The 20,071-nt window shown below is 70.6% G+C and carries 14 protein-coding genes; 6 read left to right on the forward strand and 8 right to left on the reverse strand.

The window, feature by feature from the left end; translation table 11 throughout:
• Window positions 1-68 precede the first annotated feature (68 nt).
• Window positions 69-815 carry an SDR family oxidoreductase gene (locus tag AB0761_RS32955; RefSeq protein ID WP_377272900.1) on the forward strand — a complete coding sequence of 249 codons (747 nt, stop codon included), beginning with the start codon at window positions 69-71 and terminating at the stop codon, window positions 813-815.
• Between the two features lie 144 nt (window positions 816-959).
• Here AB0761_RS32955 and AB0761_RS32960 read toward each other — a convergent pair whose 3' ends face one another.
• A complete protein-coding gene (locus tag AB0761_RS32960) occupies window positions 960-1,400 on the reverse strand; it encodes a cupin domain-containing protein (RefSeq protein WP_377272901.1) in 441 nt (146 codons plus the stop codon).
• 643 nt (window positions 1,401-2,043) lie between these two features.
• On the opposite strand from AB0761_RS32960, the gene AB0761_RS32965 reads away from it, so the two are divergent.
• Complete coding sequence (locus AB0761_RS32965) at window positions 2,044-2,391, forward strand: hypothetical protein (protein WP_377272902.1); 348 nt, start codon at window positions 2,044-2,046, stop codon at window positions 2,389-2,391.
• Between the two features lie 224 nt (window positions 2,392-2,615).
• Here AB0761_RS32965 and AB0761_RS32970 read toward each other — a convergent pair whose 3' ends face one another.
• Window positions 2,616-5,393: a glycoside hydrolase family 15 protein gene (locus tag AB0761_RS32970; protein ID WP_377272903.1), complete on the reverse strand. Its 2,778-nt coding sequence runs from the start codon at window positions 5,391-5,393 to the stop codon at window positions 2,616-2,618.
• Between the two features lie 256 nt (window positions 5,394-5,649).
• Between AB0761_RS32970 and AB0761_RS32975 the strand changes: the two genes are divergently transcribed.
• The 3 genes from AB0761_RS32975 (at window position 5,650) to AB0761_RS32985 (ending at window position 10,300) form a co-directional block, all read left to right on the forward strand.
• Window positions 5,650-6,870, forward strand: a complete 1,221-nt coding sequence (locus tag AB0761_RS32975; RefSeq protein ID WP_377272904.1) for an ROK family protein — start codon at window positions 5,650-5,652, stop codon at window positions 6,868-6,870.
• 313 nt (window positions 6,871-7,183) lie between these two features.
• Window positions 7,184-9,067: a carbohydrate-binding protein gene (locus AB0761_RS32980; protein ID WP_377272905.1), complete on the forward strand. Its 1,884-nt coding sequence runs from the start codon at window positions 7,184-7,186 to the stop codon at window positions 9,065-9,067.
• A gap of 60 nt (window positions 9,068-9,127) precedes the next feature.
• Window positions 9,128-10,300 (forward strand): ROK family protein, encoded by a 1,173-nt coding sequence (locus tag AB0761_RS32985; protein WP_377274458.1) that lies wholly within the window; start codon window positions 9,128-9,130, stop codon window positions 10,298-10,300.
• A 139-nt stretch (window positions 10,301-10,439) separates the two neighbouring features.
• Here the strand turns inward: AB0761_RS32985 and AB0761_RS32990 are convergent, their stop codons facing one another.
• The 5 genes from AB0761_RS32990 to AB0761_RS33010 all read right to left on the reverse strand — a co-directional run bounded on the left by AB0761_RS32990 (window position 10,440) and on the right by AB0761_RS33010 (window position 16,711).
• Entirely contained in the window at window positions 10,440-11,366 is a 927-nt protein-coding gene (locus AB0761_RS32990; protein ID WP_377272906.1) for a carbohydrate ABC transporter permease, read from the reverse strand.
• Between the two features lie 4 nt (window positions 11,367-11,370).
• The gene (locus AB0761_RS32995) at window positions 11,371-12,270 is read right to left on the reverse strand and encodes a carbohydrate ABC transporter permease (RefSeq protein WP_377272907.1); all 900 of its coding nucleotides are present in this window, start codon (window positions 12,268-12,270) and stop codon (window positions 11,371-11,373) included.
• An 84-nt stretch (window positions 12,271-12,354) separates the two neighbouring features.
• Window positions 12,355-13,677 (reverse strand): extracellular solute-binding protein, encoded by a 1,323-nt coding sequence (locus AB0761_RS33000; RefSeq protein ID WP_377272909.1) that lies wholly within the window; start codon window positions 13,675-13,677, stop codon window positions 12,355-12,357.
• Window positions 13,678-13,714: 37 nt separating this feature from the next.
• Window positions 13,715-15,451 (reverse strand): alpha-glucosidase, encoded by a 1,737-nt coding sequence (locus AB0761_RS33005; protein ID WP_377272910.1) that lies wholly within the window; start codon window positions 15,449-15,451, stop codon window positions 13,715-13,717.
• A gap of 72 nt (window positions 15,452-15,523) precedes the next feature.
• Window positions 15,524-16,711 carry an ROK family protein gene (locus tag AB0761_RS33010; protein WP_377272912.1) on the reverse strand — a complete coding sequence of 396 codons (1,188 nt, stop codon included), beginning with the start codon at window positions 16,709-16,711 and terminating at the stop codon, window positions 15,524-15,526.
• A 926-nt stretch (window positions 16,712-17,637) separates the two neighbouring features.
• On the opposite strand from AB0761_RS33010, the gene AB0761_RS33015 reads away from it, so the two are divergent.
• Window positions 17,638-18,705 carry an NAD(+)/NADH kinase gene (locus AB0761_RS33015; RefSeq protein ID WP_377272913.1) on the forward strand — a complete coding sequence of 356 codons (1,068 nt, stop codon included), beginning with the start codon at window positions 17,638-17,640 and terminating at the stop codon, window positions 18,703-18,705.
• A 207-nt stretch (window positions 18,706-18,912) separates the two neighbouring features.
• Here the strand turns inward: AB0761_RS33015 and AB0761_RS33020 are convergent, their stop codons facing one another.
• Complete coding sequence (locus AB0761_RS33020; RefSeq protein ID WP_377274460.1) at window positions 18,913-19,794, reverse strand: LLM class F420-dependent oxidoreductase; 882 nt, start codon at window positions 19,792-19,794, stop codon at window positions 18,913-18,915.
• Between the last annotated feature and the right edge of the window lie 277 nt (window positions 19,795-20,071).

The raw sequence follows: 20,071 nt of genomic DNA on the forward strand, positions 1-20,071 counted from the left end.
GACATGTCGTCCACATCTGCTAATGTACAAGTAGTCCACATATCGTAGGGAACGGAAGAGAGGCCGCCATGGCCACCGTTGAGCAGGCAGCAGGGCGCGTCGCGATCGTCACCGGGGGGTCGGGCGGCATCGGCAGCGCGGTCGCCCGCCGACTCGCCGCTGACGGGATGTCGGTCGTCGTCCACTACGCGGCCAGTGCCGGGCGGGCCGAGGAGGTCGTGAAGGCGATCACCGAGGCCGGCGGCACGGCGCGCGCCCTGCCGGGAGACATCGCCGACCCGACGGAGGCGGCCCGGCTCTTCGCCGCCGCCGAGGAGGCGTTCGGTGGTGTCGACGTGGTGGTCAACACCGCCGGGATCATGGTGCTGGCGCCGCTGGCCGAGATGGAGCTGGAGGCGTTCGACCGCATGCACCGCGTCAATGTCCGCGGCACCTTCGTGGTCTCCCAGCTCGCCGCCCGCACACTGCGCCCGGGCGGGGCGCTGATCAATGTGTCCACCTCCATGACCCGGTTGCAGCAGCCCGCCTACGGCGGCTATGCGGCGACCAAGGGCGCGGTCGAAGCCATGACGCTGATCCTCGCCCGGGAGATGCGCGGCAGGGACGTCACCGTGAACGCGGTGGCGCCGGGGCCGACGGCCACGCCGCTGTATCTGGAGGGCAAGAGCGAGGAACTGATCCAGCGGACCGCCGCCGCAGCTCCGCTCGAAAGGCTCGGCACTCCCGACGACATCGCCGAGACCGTCGCATTCCTGGCGGGCCCCGGCCGCTGGGTCAACGGCCAGGTCCTGTACGCCAACGGCGGCATCGCCTGACACACCCACCCGGCGGGCGGCGCATCCGCCCGGTGAGGAAGAGGACGGCCGTCCGGGCCGCCGGGCCGCCGCCACGGACAGCGGTGACCGCTCCGGTGGTGCCGACGGAGTCGCCGTGGACGACGGTACGGCTGCGCGCCGCCGTCAGGCAGGGCGCGGAGCCCGCCGGTCCCTGCGCCGGTCCAGCTCCTCGTCCTCGACCAGGGTCAACATGGGCCGGCCCGGCGCGCACATCATCGTCACCAGGAAACGGCTCCAGGAATCGGTTCGGTTGTTCCCGTCCTGATAGTGGATGACGTCGCCGCCCGGTTCCCAGAACGTCTCCCCGGCCTTGATCACACGCTCCGGCTCACCCTCGAGCTCGAACAGCATCTCCCCCTCCAGCATGTATCCGAAGGCGGGACCGGAGTGCCGGTGCGGAGGGGTGCCCGGGTCGCCCGGGGGGAACTCGACGAGGACGGTCATCGCCTCGACCCCCTCCGGGATGAAGGGCGGCTGGGCCGTCTGCAGCACGGTCAGCGCCGTCTTCCACGCTTCGGACCGTGGTTGTCCCTGCCCTGCGCTCCTCGGCTCATTGCTCGACACGGTGAAGCCTCCAAGGGTGCATAGCGGTCTGCGGTGTCGCCCGGACGGACGGAGCGGATCGGTCGCCTCCGGCGGATGTACCGACCGATACGGCATGGAGAAGGCGGCTTGTGCCATCGCTGCCGCTGGGCTGCCGCGTCGGCTCAGGCAGTTCAGCGGTCACTCGCACGTCGTGGGCGGGCGGACGTGCAGGTGTGCAGGCGCAGCCGCCACCGTGGGACGGCGTCCGCCGGCCTGCACGGTCCAGTCTCGCACCGGCTCGGGCAGGACGCCTTTCGGCCGGTGCGGCACTCGGACCACCTGGGACCGGCCCTCCGCCGGTCCGTCTGCCGGGGTGGCTGCACCCGACGCGGCAGCCGGACCACCGGCCTGCCCGGGCCCGGACCGGCAGGCCGCAACGGCCGGCCCGGTGGACCGGTGGACCGTCACCAAGCATCGAGGCCGCCCCGATGGACCGGCGCCAGGGAGCGGTGGCCGGCCGTCGACCGGCTGAGCGCGGCCGTCCGGTGCGGCCGGCCGGAGAGCGTACCGATACGCTCCCGGGATGGCATCAGGTGACGCCCGGACGGCTGACGGTACGACGGACCCGGCACCAGGCCCGGCACCAGGCCCGGCACGTCGCCGCCGGCTTCCGCAGTCGCCGGTGAAGAAGCCCAGCTGGGACGCCTGGACCGTGGGCAAGTCCGCCGGCGTGGTCCTGCTGCTCCTCCCCGTGCTGCTGGTGGTCGGCTTCGCCGCCCAGGTGGTGGAGGCGCTGTACTACATGGCCGTCTGCATCTACTACGTCGTCGCCAGCCCTTATCTGATCTCCCGCACCCTGTGGCGCGCACTGCGTCCGGTGACCACCGAGGAGCACGCACGTCGCCGCGTCGAGGCCCGTGAGGCCGTCCGCGGTTCGGTGCGGGCCTGCGGTTGCATCACGGTGTTCCTGCTGGTCCTGGCAGTCGTGGTGGTGGGCTTCGTCCTTCTGGTGGACCACCTCGACAGCTGATCCCGGCGCCACCGGCGGCGCCGAACCCCCGCGGCGCCCCCGCACGGTTCGCGGAGTTCGCGGAGTTCGCAGGCACCGTACCGTGGCCGGGCGGGCGGCGCCGGGGCGTGGCCGCAGGCAGACAAGGACCCCTGTGCGGTGCGGAGCCGGAGAGCTCCACCGCATCAGGGGTCCTCGCTTCGATCAGGTACTGCGAGTGCCGGACGACGCCGGTGCCGTTACGGCTAGCGGACGTTGCCGTAGACGGGCGCGGTGCCGGAGCCGGTCAGCCGGTAGCGCAGGCTGACCGTGTCGTCCTCGCTCCAGGCCAGGGTCGTCGGGTTCTGCCGTGCCAGGGCGATGGTGATCGGGACGGTCGACCCGTCGGCGGCCGCCCCGCTGGTGAGCGCGGAGCGCGGGATGACGACCTCGATCCTGCCGGTCGCGGGGTCCCACTGCGGAGCGACGACCGAGGTGATGGCGGAGTCGTCGACCCAGGAACCGCCGGACACATGGAAGTGGTTGTAGGCCGTCGAGTCCGAGGTGCGGCTGACCATGAAGGCCGCCGGCCGGCTCAGGGCCGCCCCGTGCAGGGCCGAGGTGCTGGTGGGCGTACCGGTGCTGCCGGAGTAGTCGCCCGCGTAGACGTCGACCGAGAACTTCGACGCGGCCTGGTAGGCAGGGAGGCTGCCGGAGGCATTGTCGATCCGCACATAGACGTTGCTGTCGTCGTTGGCCACGGCGACGTTGCGGATGTCGGTGCCGGCGTCGCCGCTCGCCTCGTTGCCGATCGGCGAGACGTAGTAGGGGACGGCGGACCACTGCGGCCAGTCGCCGGTGGTGCCGGCGTTCACGGTGAGTGCGGTATGCGCCCCGGCCTTGCTGATGGGCGCGTAGCTGCGGGTGTCGGCCTGGCCGGTGTATCCGAGTGCGGCCAGGACGTACCAGGCGCCGGTGACCGGCTCGACCATGGTCGAGACGATCGGCTTCTGGCTGACGTTGGACACGGCCTCGCCCGGGGGCATGTAGCCGACGGCGGTACGGGAGGCGTACCAGGTCAGCTCCTGCAGCGCGGTGGCCTGGTCCCCGGTGTAGTGCGAGTACAGCGCGAGGTACATGCTCATCTGCGGCCAGCTGGGCTCGGCTGCCTGGGCCTCGTTGCCGGCGGGGCTGTACGGCGAGTTGTAGTAGAACCCGTCGCCGGTGTAGCGGGCGACGCCGTAGCCGTCGTGGGTGAGGGTCGCCTTGACCTTGGCGACATGGGAGGCCGCGCGGCTGCTGGAGGGGTCGACGGCGCCGCTGACGAACAGCATGTCCGACGAGGCGTCGACGGTGGTCCGGCCGGTGTTGTCGAGGTTCACCGCACGGTTGTAGTAGGAGTCGGGGGAGTTCCACAGACCGGCGGGGCTGTTGAGCGAGGAGGACTGGAGCGCGGTGGAGATCGAGGCGGCGGTGTCGCTCCAGGTGTCGGCGTCACCCGTGTCGCCCTTGCTCTGGGCGACGGCCTCGGCTCCCCACAGACCGGCGATGTACAGCGACTGGGTGAAGGTGTTGTACTCCTGGGTCTCCTCCCAGATGGAGGCGTCGGCCGGGCCGAGGCCGTTGCCGGCCAGGTGGCCGGCGACGAAGTTCGCGGCCTTGGTGATCTGCGGCCAGAGTGCGTCGCGGAAGGCGTTGTCGCCGGTCTCCTGCCAGTGCCGGTAGGCCCCGATCAGGAAGATGCCGATCCCGTCGTGCTCGGGCTCGACGAAGTCGACGTGCTGCCCGCTCCAGTTGTCGTACGTGGTGCCGAACGACCCGTCGGAGTACTGGATGGAGGCCAGCCAGCGGAAGTACTTGTCCGCCTCGGCATGGTGTCCCGCGGTGTCCAGCGCCATCGCGGTGACCGCGGAGTCACGGACCCAGGTCTTGTAGCCGTAGGCGATCGGGTTGGTCGCCGCGGGGAAGGTGCCCAGCGTGGGGTTCTGCGACTGCTTGATCGCCACCAGGGCCCGGTCGTAGGCCGTGGACAGGCCGCTGTCGGTGAAGCTCGCCCGCTTGCCGGCGTTCAGCCAGTTGGTGTACGCGGTGGTGGTGGCGTTGTTCCAGTAGTCGCCGGTCTGCGCGCGGGCGGTGTCGGCCGCGGCCAGGGCGTTGGCCTGGGTGTCGGCGATGGCCAGGTAGAACGAGGTGGTCACGGTCTGCCCGGCCGGGACGGTGACGCGCTTGGTCAGCGCGGCGTCGACATTGGCCGCGGTGACGGAGCCGTTGTTCGGCAGCGTCCCTGTGGTGTCGAAGGCGAACCAGGGCGCCACCGCGGCCGAGCCGGTGTCCGAGACGGTGTCGTCGCCCACCTGGTGGCTGGTCGGGGCGCCGAACGAGCCGAGGACCAGCTGGTACTGGCCGCTGGCCGACATGTCGACGACCTCGGCGTTGCGGGTGGCGTCCCAGGTCGCATGGACCGTCTTGCCCGAGCCGGCCCCGGTGTTGTTCACATGGAGCGAGTCGAGGATGTTCATGTCGACCGCGGAGGAACCGGGGTTGGTGAGCCGGTAGGTCACCACCATGAAGTGCTGGTTGGGGACGAAGGCGTAGTCACGGCCGATCGAGACCGGTGTCGCGGACCCGGCGTACGGACCGTAGTCCGAGCGGAGCACACCCCCGGAGTCCAGATAGCCGGTGGCCGACCCGAAGTTGTGCACCTGGTCGTACTTGACCCCGTGGGTCTCGTCGCGGAAGAACCCGGTGTAGTCCGTGATCTGGTTGACCGCGGACGACGCCTGCGCGCCGTTCGGCGAGTAGTGCAGCTCGGCGAGCCTCGGCCCGTACTGGGTGTTGGTGTCCGTCTGCGCCAGTTGCGGCGCCATCCACAGGCCTGCGGTGTCGGCCCAGTTGTTGGCGTACAGGCTCCGGGCGGTCTCCGTGCTCGGCAGCGTCGGCGAGGCCGCGGCGGCGGCGCCGGAGAACGCGACCATGGCGGTGAGCGACGAGGCGAGGACGGCGAACGCGGTACCGAGACGGCTGATTCTTCGTGGTCTTCGCACGGGCGCTCCTTGGGTCGGCGGTATCCGGCGGGGCACGTCCGCTGACAGGGACACCCGCATCCTGACGTGGTGGCAACGGACCGTCAGGCGGGGCGAGTGTTGCCCAGGTTGATTCACGCCGTCAAGTAAAGGTGTCGCCGAGGCCCTGGGATCCACGACCGGAACGCCGACAAAAGGGTCCTTCTGCCTCCAAGTTGCTTGACGGTGGAAATTAATTCTCCTACGCTCCGTCATACTTCGAGCGAGGGGCCGCGCCATGACGACCACGGAACCGCCGACCCGGACCGGGAGCGGTGATCCGCGTGCCGGCGGCTCGCGGGAGCACCATCTGAGCGCGCTCTTCGAGACCGTGCTCACCCGGGGACCTCTGTCGCGCCGCGACGTCGCCCGGTCGACCGGTCTCTCGCCCGCCCTCGTTACCAAACTCGTCCGGCCGATGCTGCACCACGGGTACCTGGTCGAGCAGGACCCGGAGGGCGGTGTGCCCGGCCGTCCGCAGATCCCGCTGGCGATCGACCCCGACCGGCACTACGCGGTCGGCCTCAAGCTGATGAACTCCGAGATCGTCGGGGTGGTCGTGGACCTCCAGGCCCAGGTGCAGTCCTCGCACCGGCTGAAGTTCGACGACCACAGCCTTGCCGGAGGCCTGGCGGCGATCGAGGAGACCACCCGGGTGCTGCTGGACCGCTGTCCGGTGCCCGACGGGCGTCTGCTGGGCGTCGGCATCGGCCTGGGCGGCCATGTCAACGGGCCGGCCGGTGTGCTGCACCGGTCGCCCTTCTTCGACTGGCGTGAGGTGCCGCTGCGGCAGCTGGTCTCGGAACGGCTCGGGCTGCCCGTCGTCATCGAGAACGATGTGAACACCCTCGCCGTCGCCGAGCAGTGGTTCGGCGCCGGGAGTGCCTTCCCCAGCTTCCTGGTCGTCACCGTCGGCACCGGCATCGGGTGTGCGCTGGTCCTCGACGGGCGCCTGTGGCACGGCGCCAGTGGCATCGCCGGCGAGTTCGGCCATGTGATCGTCGCTCCCGACGGGCCCGAGTGCCACTGCGGGAAGCGAGGCTGCCTGGAGAGTGTGGCGGGTGACGAGGCGATCGTACGGGCCGTGGCCGATGCCGGAGGGCCGCGGATCACCAGGGTGTCCCAGGTCGCGACCCTCGCCCATGCGGGAGACCCGGTCGCCAGAAGGGCCTTCACCCAGGCCGGTGCGGCGCTGGGCCGCGCGATCGCCACCCTGCTCAACCTGGTCAACCCGCCGCTGCTGATCCTCTCCGGTGAGGGTCTGGCGGCCTCGGACCTGTTCATCGACGCCCTGCGCGAGGAGGTCGAGCGCAGCGCCTTCTCCACCGCGGCGCGTGACTGCACGCTGCTGGTGCGCCCTCAGCCCGACGAGAACTGGGCCCGGGGAGCCGCTGCCACCATGCTCCGCCATGGCGTCCTGTCGTCGCTTCGCACCCTGACCGACGCGGCCGCGGGCTGACATCGCCTCCGCCGCGGCGGACGGCGGACGGTGCACGGCGGACGGGCCCGGGGTGGGGTGCGCCCCGACCCGTCCGGGACCGTCCCTGCGCCCATCTTTTCATTCGTTGGGCAAGTATTTACGCCTGGCGCCCACGGCGCTCGGCGCGGTCGAAACCGCCTCACGTGCTGACATGCCAGCCTCTCCTGACGATGCTGACTGATGAAAAGTCACCCTTACTTCATTGACGCAAAAAATAACCTGCGACACACTCCCGTCATCCGCACGTAACCGGGGTGACGAGGCCCCGGACCCACCCTGGACGGAGCCCCCCATGGCGATCTCCCGGCGATCCCTCATAACCGGCTTCGGAGCCGCGACGGCAGGAGTGCTCCTGGCCCCGGCGCCCTCCGCCCTGGCCGCTGCGCCGATGGGTGCCGCCGCCCTCGCAGCCGCCGCGGCGCTGCCGGTCACCAGCCGCAACAGCATCTACACCCGCAAGGGCACCGGCCCGCTGTACTGGAACATCTACGGCTGGTCCTTCCCCAACAACGCGCCCATCCCCGAGGCCGAGTGGCAGGCCAACATCGACTGGCTGGCCGCCGACTTCGCCCCCCAGGGCTACACGATGGCCTGCACCGACGGCTGGGGCGCCTGCACCAGGTTCACCGCGAACGGCTACCGGACCACCTTCGACGACGAGTGGCAGCACGACTGGTCGTACTGGGTGAACTACCTCGCCGCCCGGGGCATGACCCTCGGCGTCTACCACAACCCGCTGTGGGTCCACGCGGACGTGGTCGCCGACCCCTCGTACACCGTGGTGGGCCGCCCCGACATCAAGGTCGCCGACATCGTCACCCCCGGCGACATCTTCGGCGTGGACGTCGGCTTCAACGACCAGTACTGGGTGGACGTCACCAAGCCGGGCGCCAAGGAGTACATCCAGGGGTACGTCGACTACTTCAAGAGCCTGGGCGTCACCTATCTGCGGATCGACTTCCTGTCCTGGTACGAGACCGGCACCGACGCGGGCATCGGCACCGTGAACGCCGCCCACGGCAGCGCAAACTACGAGACGGCCCTGCAGTGGATGCACGAGGCGGCCGGTGACGGCATCGAGCTCTCGCTGGTGATGCCGCACCTCTTCAACGACGCCCAGAACGAGATCAAGTACGGCGACATGGTGCGTATCAACGCCGATGCCGACCACGGCGGCTGGGACCGGCTGAGCGGCGGCCGGCAGAGCTGGCAGAACGCCTGGCCCGACTGGTTCAACCCGTTCAGCGGCTTCACCGGGTGGGCGCACCGATCGGGCCGCGGCCAGCTCATCCTCGACGGCGACTTCCTGATGATGAACACCTTCGCCAGCGACGACGAGCGGCGCACCGCCATCTCCCTGATGACCATTGCGGGATCGCCGCTGGCCATCTCGGACCTGCACAGCACCATCGGCGGCAACGGCTGGGCGTACACCAACCCCGAGGTGCTGGCCGTCCACAACCAGGGACTGGTGGGCAAGCCGGTCTTCTACAACGGCACCCCGTACTCGCAGGACGGCGCCTCGCGCGACACCGAGCGCTGGGCGGGACAGCTCCCGGACGGCTCCTGGGTGGTGGCGCTGTTCAACCGCAACGACACCGACACGGTCACCAGGACCGTCGACTTCGCCGGTCTGCTGGGCATCTCCGGCTCGGCGAGCGTGCGCGACCTGTGGACCCGCACCGACCAGGGCAGCGGCACCAGCGTCTCGGCCTCCCTGGCGCCGCACGCCTGCAAGCTGGTCAAGGTGGTCCCGTCCGCGGCCACCAAGCGCTACCACGCGGCCTTCGCGGCCTGGGGCGGCGGCGCGCACTTCAACAACAACCACACCGGCTGCGCAGGCATGGGCTTCGTCGACAAGCTGGAGGCCGGCAGCGAGGGCCCCACGGTGACCTTCGCGGTGCAGGCCCCCTCGGCCGGCACCTACACCGTCGGCTACCGCTACGCCAACGCCACCGGAGCCACCAGCAGCATGACGGTGTCGGTGCAGCGGGAGGACCGCACGCAGGTCAGCGGCCCGTTCCAGGTGTCCTTCCCCGGACTCGCCGACTGGGACACCTGGTCCACCGTCACCGGAAGCGTCCAGCTCGCCGCGGGCGTCAACCTGATCACCATCGGCCGCACCGGCTCGGACACCGGGGCGATCAATCTCAACTACATCGAACTCAACGTCTGAGCGGATTTCAGTTGATAATCATCAACGTCAACTGAACCGCGGGAGAGTGGGGGTGTGGCGATGGGGCCACGGATCGAGTTCGCGGACCTGGCCGGGGAGCGGACCAGATCCGAGATCTTCGCCCTGGTCCTGACCGAGGGGCCCATCTCCCGCACCGCCCTCTCCGAACGCCTGGGCCTCGTCCCCTCCACGATCACACGGGTGCTGCCCCCGCTGCTCGAACACGACTACCTGCGGGAGACGGACGCCCCGCCCCAGGGGCGCGGGCGTCCGCGGCGCATGCTGGAGGTCAATGCCGAACGGCACCTGGTGGTCGGCCTCAAGATCGGCCCCAGCCTGGTCTCCGGCGTGGTCACCGACCTCGCCGCGCAGGTACTGGCCCGGGACGAGGCGCCGATCGCCGACTGCACGCCGGCCACCGCCCTGGCCGCCGCATCGGCCCTCACCGAGCGGCTGCTCCGGCAGGTGCCGGACGGCAGGGACCGTGCGCTCGGCGTCGGGATCGGCCTCGGCGGCCATGTGGACCCCGCCGGCGGCGTCTGCCTGTACTCGTCGCTGCTCGACTGGGACGGGGTGGACGTCGCGGATCCGGTGTCCGCCGCCACCGGACTGCCCGTGATCGCGAACAACGACGTCAACGCCCTTGCCGTGGCCGAGCACTGGTTCGGTCACGGCAGGGGCGCAGACTCGTTCGCCGTGGTGACGGTCGGCCCCGGCATCGGCTGCGGTCTGGTGCTGGGCGGGGAGCTGTTCTGCGGTTCCGGCGGAATGGCGGGGGAGTTCGGCCATCTTCCGCTGGATCCGGCGGGGCCGATGTGCAGCTGCGGCAGCCGAGGCTGCCTGGAGTCGCTCGCCGGGGACCGGGCGGTGCTCAGGCACATCCATGACGCGGGGCTCTCCGGCTGCGCCACCGTCGGCGAAGCCGCCGCGCTGGCCCGCGAGGGGTCCCCGATGCCACGTGCTGTGGCCCGCGCCGCGTTCGCCGAGGCGGGCACCGCGCTGGGGCGGGGGCTGGCCGGGCTGTGCAATCTGCTCAATGTGGGGAAGATCGTCATCGCGGGTGAGGGAGCGGTCGCCTACGACCTGTTCGGTCCGGCGATGACGGAGGCCTTCCACTCGCATGCCTTCTCCGACGCGGCGCGCCACTGCACCGTCCATGTGAACCCGGTCCGCGACGACATGTGGGCACGGGGTGCGGCCTGCCTCGTCATCCGGGAGGCCGTGCGCACCTGAGGCCGGCGCCCACCCCATGAGCCGCGCCGGGCGTCGCCCGGCGGGCGGGAACCGTTCGGAGAAGCCCTGAGCCCCGGATCCGGCGGCGGGAGGCGTTGCCTGGCCGGATCCGGGGCTGCCCGGGGAGCGGGGCGGCGGGTTACTTGACCGCGCCGGCGGTGAGCCCGCGGGTGAGGGAACGCTGGAACAGCAGGAAGAAGACCACCATGGGGATCACACCGAGCAGGGCGGCGGCGCTCATGGCCGTGGGATCGCTGGTGTACTGGCCCTGCATGCCCGCGAGTCCCAGGGGGACGGTCTGGTTCTCGTTGGAGATGAGCAGGACGAGCGGGTAGAGGAACTCGTTCCAGCTCCAGACGAAGAAGAAGATGCACATCACGGAGAGCGTGGGCCAGCTCATCGGCAGGATCACACGCCACAGGATGGTCCAGCGCCCCGCGCCGTCCAGCGAGGCCGCCTCGATCAACTCACGGGGGAAGCTCGCGTACACCGAGGAGAGCAGATAGGTGCCGAAGGCGCTGTAGGTGACCCCGACCAGCAGCGTGTAGCCGAGCTTGGAGTCGTAGAGCCCCAGCTCCTTGAACAGGTAGTAGACGGGGTAGACCAGCCCCTCCTGGGGCAGCACGTTCACGCCCAGGAAGAAGACGAGGAACGCGGTACGCCAGCGGATGCGGCCGATCCCCAGGGCGTATCCGTTGAACAGGGCGAGGACGACGGCGATGACGACCACGCCGAGACTGGTCTCGACGCTGTTGAGCAGCTTCTGGGTGAAGTCGACGCGCTGCCAGACGTCCTGGAGGATCCCCCAGTTCCAGGAGCTGGGCAGGGACAGGGTGCCGTGGGAGCGGTAGTCGGCGCTGGTCTTGAAGGCGTTGACCAGGATGATCAGGAACGGGGCGAGGAAGGCCAGGACGAAGACGGCGACCGCGGACACGGTGGCGTAGGACGCCGGGCCGCGGCGCGGCCGGGAGGCCCGTGGCTTCAGCCGGCCCGGGTGCCCCTGCACGGCGGTCCCGCCGCCGGGTTGTGTGCCCGCGGCGGCCGCGGTGCTGGTGTCGGTGCTCATGGGGTCATCCGTCCTCGCGGGCCTGGCGGGTCAGGAACGAGGCGGCGATGACCAGGACCAGCACGGTGATGGTGCTGGAGATCGCCGAGCCGTAGCCCACATCGGCGCGCTCGAAGAAGTTCTGGTAGGCGAAGTAGGAGGGGACCAGCGTCGCGTTCCCCGGTCCGCCGCCGGTCAGGACGAAGATCTGGGCGAAGACCTTGAGACCGGCGATGGTGGTGGTGACCAGGACGACATAGACCTCGGGGCGGAGCAGGGGCACCGTGATCCGGACGAACCGCTGCCACCACGAGGCACCGTCCAGGGCGGCCGCCTCGTACAGCTCCGGGTCGATGCGCTGCAGTCCGGACAGGAACAGCACCAGCGGGTAGCCCAGCTGCATCCACACCAGGACGGCCAGCACCGTCCACAGCGCGAGATGGGGGTCGCCCAGCCAGTTGGCCGCCAGCCCTCCCAGCCCGACCTTGCCCAGCAGGCTGTTGACGGCGCCCTCGGGGGCGAGGATCCACCCCCACATCAGGCCGGAGACGGCGACCGGGATGACCTGGGGCAGATACAGGCCGGCGCGGAAGAGGTTGACGACCCGGTCGCCGTGCTTCTTGCCGATGTAGTCGAAGAGCAGCGAGGACAGGAAGAGGCCCAGGAGGGTGGGTACGACCGCGATGCCGACGATCACCAGGGCGATGTTGCGGAACGACGCCCAGAAGTCCGCGTCGTGCAGCAGGTTCGCGTAGTTGTCCAGGCCGGTGAAGACGGGGCTGCCGATGCCCTGCCAGGAGGTGAGGCTGAAGTAGAACGTCATCACCAGCGGCACGGCGAGGAAGAGCAGGCTCAGCAGCAGCCCCGGTGCGAGAAAGAGGGTGTAGCCACGGGTCCGGTGCCGTGATCGGTGGGTGGTTTTCACGGATGCTCCTTGAGGGGCTGGGCGGCGGCCCCTTGCGGGACCGCCGCCCCTGGTGCGACTGCCGGCCGGGGCCGGGCGGGAGCCTCAGTGCCGGGTGGCGATGTACTTGTCGTAGGGCGCGGCGAGCTGGTCCAGGACGGAGCCGGCGGAGGCCCCGTTCATCAGGTTCTGGGTGGCGGCCATGAGGGTGTCGTAGTAGCCGGGCACCGGCCAGTCGGGGTAGAAGGCCAGGCCGTTGCGGCTCTGGTACTGGTTGAACGCCGTGATGAGGCTGCGGGACTCGGGGTTGGAGATGTCCTCCGGCTTCACGGCCAGGGGCACGTTGCCGTCCTCGCCGATGAGCTTCTGGATCTCCGGGGACATGGTGATGTCGATGAAGTCCTCGGCCAGCTTCTTGTTCTTGGCCTTGGTGGGGATGACCCAGTTGTTGCCGCCGGCGCCGAGGGTCTTCTCACTGCCCGGGTAGGGGGCGGTGGACCAGGTGAAGTTCTTGATGTCGGTGGTGAGGCCGCCGAACCACCAGTTGCCGCCGACCATGATCGGCCGCTTCTGGGAGACGAACTGCTCCGTCATGTCGTTGCCCTTGAGGCCGACGTCGTTCTTGTCGAAGTAGCCCTTGTCGAGCCACTCCTTGTACTTGTTGACGGCGTAGGTCCACTCGGGACCGTGGAAGTCGACCTTGCCCTGGTAGAGCTGGTAGTCGTTGAGCCACTTGTCGTCCGCCTGGGACAGCGCCAGCAGGTAGAGCCAGTGCATGGCCGGGTGGTCGTTGCCCGCGTTGGCCAGCGGGGTGATGCCGGCCTTCTTGAACGCCGCCAGCGCCGCCTCGAAGCTCTTGAAGTCGGTGGGCTTCGCGATGTTGTACTTCTTGAACAGGTCGTCGTTGTAGTACGTGAGGACGAACTCACCGTAGTTGGGGATGCCGTACCACTTGTCGCCGCCCATCTCGCCCTTGCTGTTGTAGCGGGCGGTGACCGAGACGCTCTGGCTGATCTTGTCGGTCCAGCCGCGCTGCTTGGCGACGGCCGTGAGGTCGGTGAGCAGGCCCTGCTTGGCCAGCAGGCCGGTGGTGGCGTTGCCCTTGTTGTACTCCATGACGTCGGGCGCCTTGTCGGAGTTGAGGATCATGCCGGCGTTCTGCTGGATCTGGTCGAAGGTCTTCTGCTCGAAGACCACCTTGACCCCGGGGTGGGTCTTCTTGAACGTGTCGATGGCCGCGTTCCAGGCCTTGGCCAGGGCGCTGTCCTGGGCCTCGTAGTGCCACAGGTGCAGGGTCTTGCCGTCCTCGGCACCACCGCCGGAGCTGCCGCAGGCGGCGGTCAGCGGTGCCAGCAGCGCCAGGGAGGCGGCGGCGATCAGGATGCGGGGGGATCTGCGGGAGCGGGACGGCGCGGGGGACTTGGACACGGGTGTTCCTTCGGTGGTTGCGGAGGTGGAGGGCGGGTCAGGAGGCGGCGCGACGGTGGATGCGCGCTTCCCAGGGCTGAAGGGTGTGCGGGCTGGTCAGCGGGGCGGCGTCGGCGACATTGGTGAGGAGCGTCTCGGTGCCGGCCCAGCCGTCGGGGACGGTGGTCTCCACGGGCTCGCCGCTGACGTTGGCGAGGACCAGCAGCTCGGTGCCGCCGGCCGCGTGGTGACGGGTGAAGGCGTAGATCCGCTCGTCGTCGGGGTGGAGCATGCGGAAGTCGCCATGGGTGACGGCGGGTTCGGTGTGCCGCAGCTCGATCAGACGCCGGTAGTGGTGGAAGACCGAACCGGGGTCGGCGAGTTGGGCCTTGGCGTTGACCGTGCGGTGGTCGGGGTTGACCGCGATCCAGGGGGTGCCGGTGGTGAAGCCGCCGTGGTCGGTGGCGTCCCACTGCATGGGGGTACGGGCGTTGTCCCGGCTGCGGGCCCGGAGTGCGGTCAGCACCTGCTCCGGGTCGGCGCCCGCGGCGACCTGCTCGCGGTAGTGGTTGAGCGACTCGATGTCGCGGAAGTCCCCGATGGCGGTGAACGGGGCGTTGGCCATGCCCAGTTCCTCGCCCTGGTAGACGTACGGCGTGCCGCGGTGCAGATGCAGCACGGTGGCCAGCAGTGCGGCCGACCGGGTGCGGTACTCGGGGCTGTCGTCGCCGAACCGGGAGACCGCGCGGGCCTGGTCGTGGTTGTTCCAGTACAGGCTGTTCCAGCCGGTCCCGGCGAGGCCGGTCTGCCAGCGCCCCAGGCTGGCCTTGAGGTCGGTCAGCCTCAGCGGACGGGGGTCGAACTTGCCGCCGGGGCCGGAGTCGAGGGAGACATGCTCGAACTGGAAGACCATGTCCAGTTCCCGGTTGGCGGGGTCGGTGAAGCGCCTCGCCTCCTCGACGGTGACATCGGGCATCTCACCGACGGTCAGCAGCCGGCGGGGGTATCCGGCGAAGACCTCCCGGTGCATCTCGGCCAGGAACTCGTGGATCCGGGGGCCGCAGACATAGGACGCGCTTCCGTCGCCGTGGCGTGCACCGGGCGGCACGGGGCCGTCGGGCAGCGCGGGGTCCTTGGAGACCAGGTTGATGACGTCCATCCGGAAGCCGTCGACCCCGCGGTCCAGCCACCAGCGCATCATGGCGTGGACGGCCTGCCTGACCTCGGGGTTCTCCCAGTTCAGGTCGGGCTGCTTACGAGCGAACAGATGCAGGTAGTACTCGCCGCTCGCCTCGTCGCGGGTCCAGGTCGGACCCGAGAAGAACGACCCCCAGTTGTTGGGCTCCGCGCCGGGCGTACCGGGCTCCACACCCGGACGGGGCGGACGCCAGATGTACCAGTCGCGCTTGGGGCCCGTGGGGCCGCCGTCGCGAGAGGCCGTGAACCAGGGGTGCTCGTCGGAGGTGTGATTGACCACCAGGTCCATGATCAGCTTCATGCCGCGTTCATGGACCGCGGCGAGCAGCCGGTCGAAGTCGGCGAGCGTGCCGAAGAGCGGGTCGATGCCCTGGTAGTCGCTGATGTCGTAGCCGTTGTCGGCGTGCGGGGAGGGGTAGACCGGGGACAGCCACAGCACGTCGGCGCCCAGCTGGGCCAGGTGGTCCAGGTGCTCGATGATGCCCTGCAGGTCGCCGATGCCGTCCGCGTCGGAGTCGGCGAAGCTGCGCGGGTATATCTGGTACACCACCGCGTTCTGCCACCATGCGGCGGCAGCGCTGGAGTCGTTCTGAGGCACGTCGAAACCTTTGAATGTGGGTCAGATGGGCTGGACGTCCGATCGGACCGGGACGTCCCGGTCGGCCGGGCGTTATGAGATGGCGGCGCGTACGGCTTCGCGGATGACCAGGCAGGCGGCACCGCGTGCCCAGAGATCGTGCTGGACCGGGTCCACCAGGACCCGGCAGTCACGAGCGGCCTCGGAGAAGGCGTAGGCCTCCAGCGCCTCGGTCATCGCCGGGCCGAACAGGTCGTAGGCCGCGGCCCCTTCCCCGGCGATGATGATCTTTTCCAGGTTGAGCAGATTGCACAGCCCGGCCAGGCCGCGCCCCAGTGCGGCGCCCACCTCGGCGAAGGCCGCGCGCGCCGTCGTACCGGCCGCCGAGCGGTCACCGCGGGCGAGTCCGACCGCGTCGGCGATGGTGGTGCAGTCGTCGATACCGGCGTCCCGCAGATGGCGCAGGACGGCCCGGTCGCTTGCCAGGGCCTCTAGGCAGCCGCGCCGGCCGCAGCCGCACATCGGGCCCGCCGGGTCCATGGGCAGGTGGCCCAGTTCGCCCGCCATACCGGTGGCACCCGAGTAGAGGCTGCCGCCGAGCAGCAGTCCGCAGCCGACACCGGCGCCGACGGTGACGACGGCGAGCGAGTGCGCACCACGGCCCTGGCCGAACCAGTGCTCCGCCACGACCAGGGTGTTGACGTCGTTGTTGACCGCCACCATCAGGCCGGTGGCCTCGGACAGCGGCCCCGCCACATCGACCTTGGTCCAGTCGAGCAGTGCGGAGTAGCGGCACACCCCGGTCGCCGAGTCCACATGGCCGCTGACGCCGACTCCGACACCGAGCACCGGGCCGGCCCCCTGCGGCGCCCTGGCGAGGAGGTCCAGGGTCAACCGGGCCGCGGCGGTCAGCGCGGTGTGCGGGGCGCAGTCCTCGATCGGCACCTCACCGCGGGCCAGCACATTCGCGGCCATGTCGGTGACCACGCCGGAGATCTGGGTGGGGCCGATCTTGATGCCGACGACGATGTGCTTGTCCGGGTTGACGTGGAGCATGCGCTGGGGTCGCCCCCGGCCCTGCGGCGCGGCGACGGTCTCGTGCAGATAGCCGTGCTCCAGCAGCGGCGGCAGCATCCGGGACACGCTGGAGGGCACCAGGCCCAGACGCTCGGCGAGCTGGGAGCGGGAGACGGGCCCTGCGGTGAGCACGGTGGCGAAGATCTCCGCGCGGGTCTGCTCACCGATGAGATCCGGCAGCGGGATCCCGGCGGGGCTCGTCACCCTGTACCTCCAGAAGTGCGGTGGCGCCGCACGGGGTCCGTGCGGCATGACGAGAGTGTGTCGGCAGTGTTTTTGGTGCGTCAAGAAAGAAAAAACGGCGTTACTTAACCGTAACTCGCCGATCGGGTGGGTGATCTGGCGTACCGTGGGGTCAGAATTTCGGACATACGGAGTGAATCGCTGGCCGACCTCGCCTGGGGCGGCCCGCTTTTATTCCATCTGGAAAATTTTGTCTGCGTCTACGCCCACCTCGACTCACCCCTTCGAGGCGCCCCGGCGCCTCCGTGAGCACTCGTCGGAGCCCGCCCCGAAAGGCCCGGCCGCCGCCGGCGTCCGATGGGAGATGTGACGCCCGGTCAGGCCTGGACGTCGGCCCCGGGGCCCGGCCGGGACAACACCCCGGACCGCCGGCGCCCGCTCCATCCACGCCGGAATCGCCCCCCGCGACACCGCTTCCGGACGGACCGTCAGGTCGTCGCGCCCCCCGCGGCAGCAGTTGCGACCGCCGGCGGAGCCACGGCCGCCGGACCCGCCGCACCCCCGCCGAGCGCCCCGGGGCGGCGGTCGCCGCTCGTCGGGGCACTCCTCGGAGAGCACTTCACCCCGCAGCCCGGAACCCCTGCGGATATGTCGGGATCGGACCCGGGCCGTTCGCATTGGCCCTCTTCGCGCCGTCTCGGTATCCACCGAAACCTCGGCGCTCCGGCCCGGGCGCAGTGCTCCGCGTGTCGCCGACGCCTGCCGGGTGCCGTCGCGGTCCACACTGTCCGGGGCGGTCCGTATGTTCATGTGTGGGCGGATATGTGATGGTATGGCGGCGGGCCGTGGTGCGTGGATGTCATCGGCGCCGACCGCGCTGTGCCCGCACCGATGCGGCGCCCGCTGGAACCCGCGGGGAGTGCCGGCACCGAGAGGAGCAGGAGCAGTTGAAGCCCGTCAAGCGAATCGGTGTGGTGGTCCACGGCGGCCGGGAGGCGGCCGTGGCGGCGGCCCGTACCGTACACGGGTGGTGTGCGGCGCACGGCATCTCCAGTGTCGACATCGACGTGTGGAGCGACCAGCACTCCCGTCGCGGCAGCCACGAGGAGGCGATGGCCGCCGGAGACCCCGACCTCGTCGTCACCCTGGGCGGCGACGGCACGTTCCTGCGCGGAGCGCGCATCGCCGAGGCCTGTGACGCCGCCGTGCTGGGTGTCGACCTGGGCCGGGTGGGCTTTCTCACCGAAGTCGCCGTGGACGACGTCGAACGTGCCCTGCGAGCCGTGCACGAGGGCGAGGCACTCATCGAGGAGCGCATGACGCTCACCCTGCGTGCCTCACGGCAGTTGGAGATCCCCTCCGGCATGGAGGCGCTGCTGCGCTACGGTCGCGGGCCGGCCCTGCCGCCGCCCCGGGTGCGGCCCGGGGACCCGGCGGACTCGGCGGACCTCGACTGGGGTGTTCCGCTGGACGTCACCGCGGTCAATGACGTGGTCTTCGAGAAGCTGGCCCGCGACCGGCAGGCCGGCCTCGCCGTCTACATCGGCGGCCGGCTGCTGGCCTCGTACTCCGCCGACGCGGTGATCGCCTCCACCCCCACCGGGTCCACCGCGTACAGCTTCGCCGCCGGGGGGCCCATTCTCTCCCCGCACATGGATGCCATCGTCTTCACGCCGGTGGCCCCGCACATGCCCTTCAACCGCAGCCTGGTCGCGGCCCCCGACGAGCCCGTCCTGGTCCGCGTCCTGCCGCGTTCCGGGCAGGTGGCGGTGAGCATCGACGGGCAGCTCCGCGGTGTGCTCGACCCCGGCGACTGGGTCGCCGTCTATGCCGCACTGCGACCGCTGCGGCTGGTCCGCCTGGGCCCCACCGACTTCTACGCCCGCCTGCGCGACCGGTTCCACCTCGCCGACGCCCCCGCTGCCATCGCCGACGGCCCCGCGCCGCCCTTTCTCCGTCCGACCTCGCCGGTCCCCGCCGACCTCGCCAGGCTGCGCCTGCCGCCGCAGCCGTGACCGCCGGTCGGTGGCCGGCCCGGGCCTGCCACCGACCGGCGGCAACGGCCCGCGCACCGCGCGGCCGCAGGGGTGCCCGGCGTCGACGGCGACGCCCCCGAAGCGGGGTGTGCGTGCGGTCGGGGCGCGGGGCGGGTCGCCCGGCCCGTGTGAGGCCGCGCAGGCCGGGCGGCGGGCCGCCGGCGCACGGCTGATCCGGCGGGACCGTCAGACGATCTCGGCGAGCCGGCCGACGGCGGGGGAGCAGCTGTTCTCGATCCAGCGGGCGGCCTCGGCGTGCGGCGTGGAGACCATCACGGTGTCGATGCCGAGTCCGGCGTACTCCGACATGGCCTTGACGAAGCCGTCGACATCGCCGCTGCCCAGGGCGTCGCCCATGTAGACCACGGTCCGCCGGATGGCGGCGGGGTCGCGTCCCGCGTCCTGGCAGTGCTGCTCCAGGACGGCGAGCTTGTGGACCACCTCGGCGCGCGAGGAGGCGAACAGATTGCATGCGTCGGCATAGCGGGCGACCAGGCGCAGGGTCTTCTTCTCGCCGCCGCCCCCGACCATGATCTCCGGGTGCGGGCTGCTGACCGGCCCCGGCAGACAGAGGGTCTCCGCCAGTCGGTAGTGGGCGCCCTCGAACGGGCCGTTCTGCTCGGGGTCCCACATCTGGAGGCAGATGCGCAGGGTCTCCTCCAGGCGCTCGTAGCGCTCGCTCAGCGGCGGGAAGGGGACGCCCAGGCCCTGGTGCTCCCGCTCGTACCAGGCGGCCCCGATACCGAGGGTGGCACGGCCGCCGGACAGCACGTCCAGGGTTGTGGCGATCTTCGCCAGCAGACCGGGGTGACGGTAGGTCACACCGGTCACCAGCACGCCGAGCTGCACAGTGCTGGTGCGCGCGGCCAGGTGGCCGAGAGTGGTGTAGGCCTCCAGCATCGCCTCCTCGGCGCCGCCGTTGTGCTCCATCTGGAAGTAGTGGTCCATGACCGACATCCAGCCGATTCCGCCGTCCTCCGCGGCGGCCCCCGCCGCGGCCAGCTCCGGGCCGACGGCGGCCGGTCCCTGAGGATGGTTGAACTTGGTGATGTGCACGCCCAGCCGCACGCCGACCTCCACGTTCCATGACCTCGGACAAAGCCGTTCACGACCGTACGCCTTGGAGTCCACTCGAGGTCAAACACGCCACGCGCTGCGTCCGCCGGGCAGGCCCCACCGGATCACGGCGGGCGCCGCCGGGGCGGGCGCCGGCGGTGCAGGCCGCTCAGCGGGCGCGGCCGACCGGGCCGAGGAAGGCCGGCTGAGCGGCGACCGTAGGATTCCCGCCCGGTGGTGCGTCGGCTCCGCCCCCTCGGTCCGGCCGGGACGCCTGACCCGCGATTCA

Source organism: Peterkaempfera podocarpi, assembly GCF_042466665.1.
Classification (GTDB): domain Bacteria; phylum Actinomycetota; class Actinomycetes; order Streptomycetales; family Streptomycetaceae; genus Peterkaempfera; species Peterkaempfera podocarpi.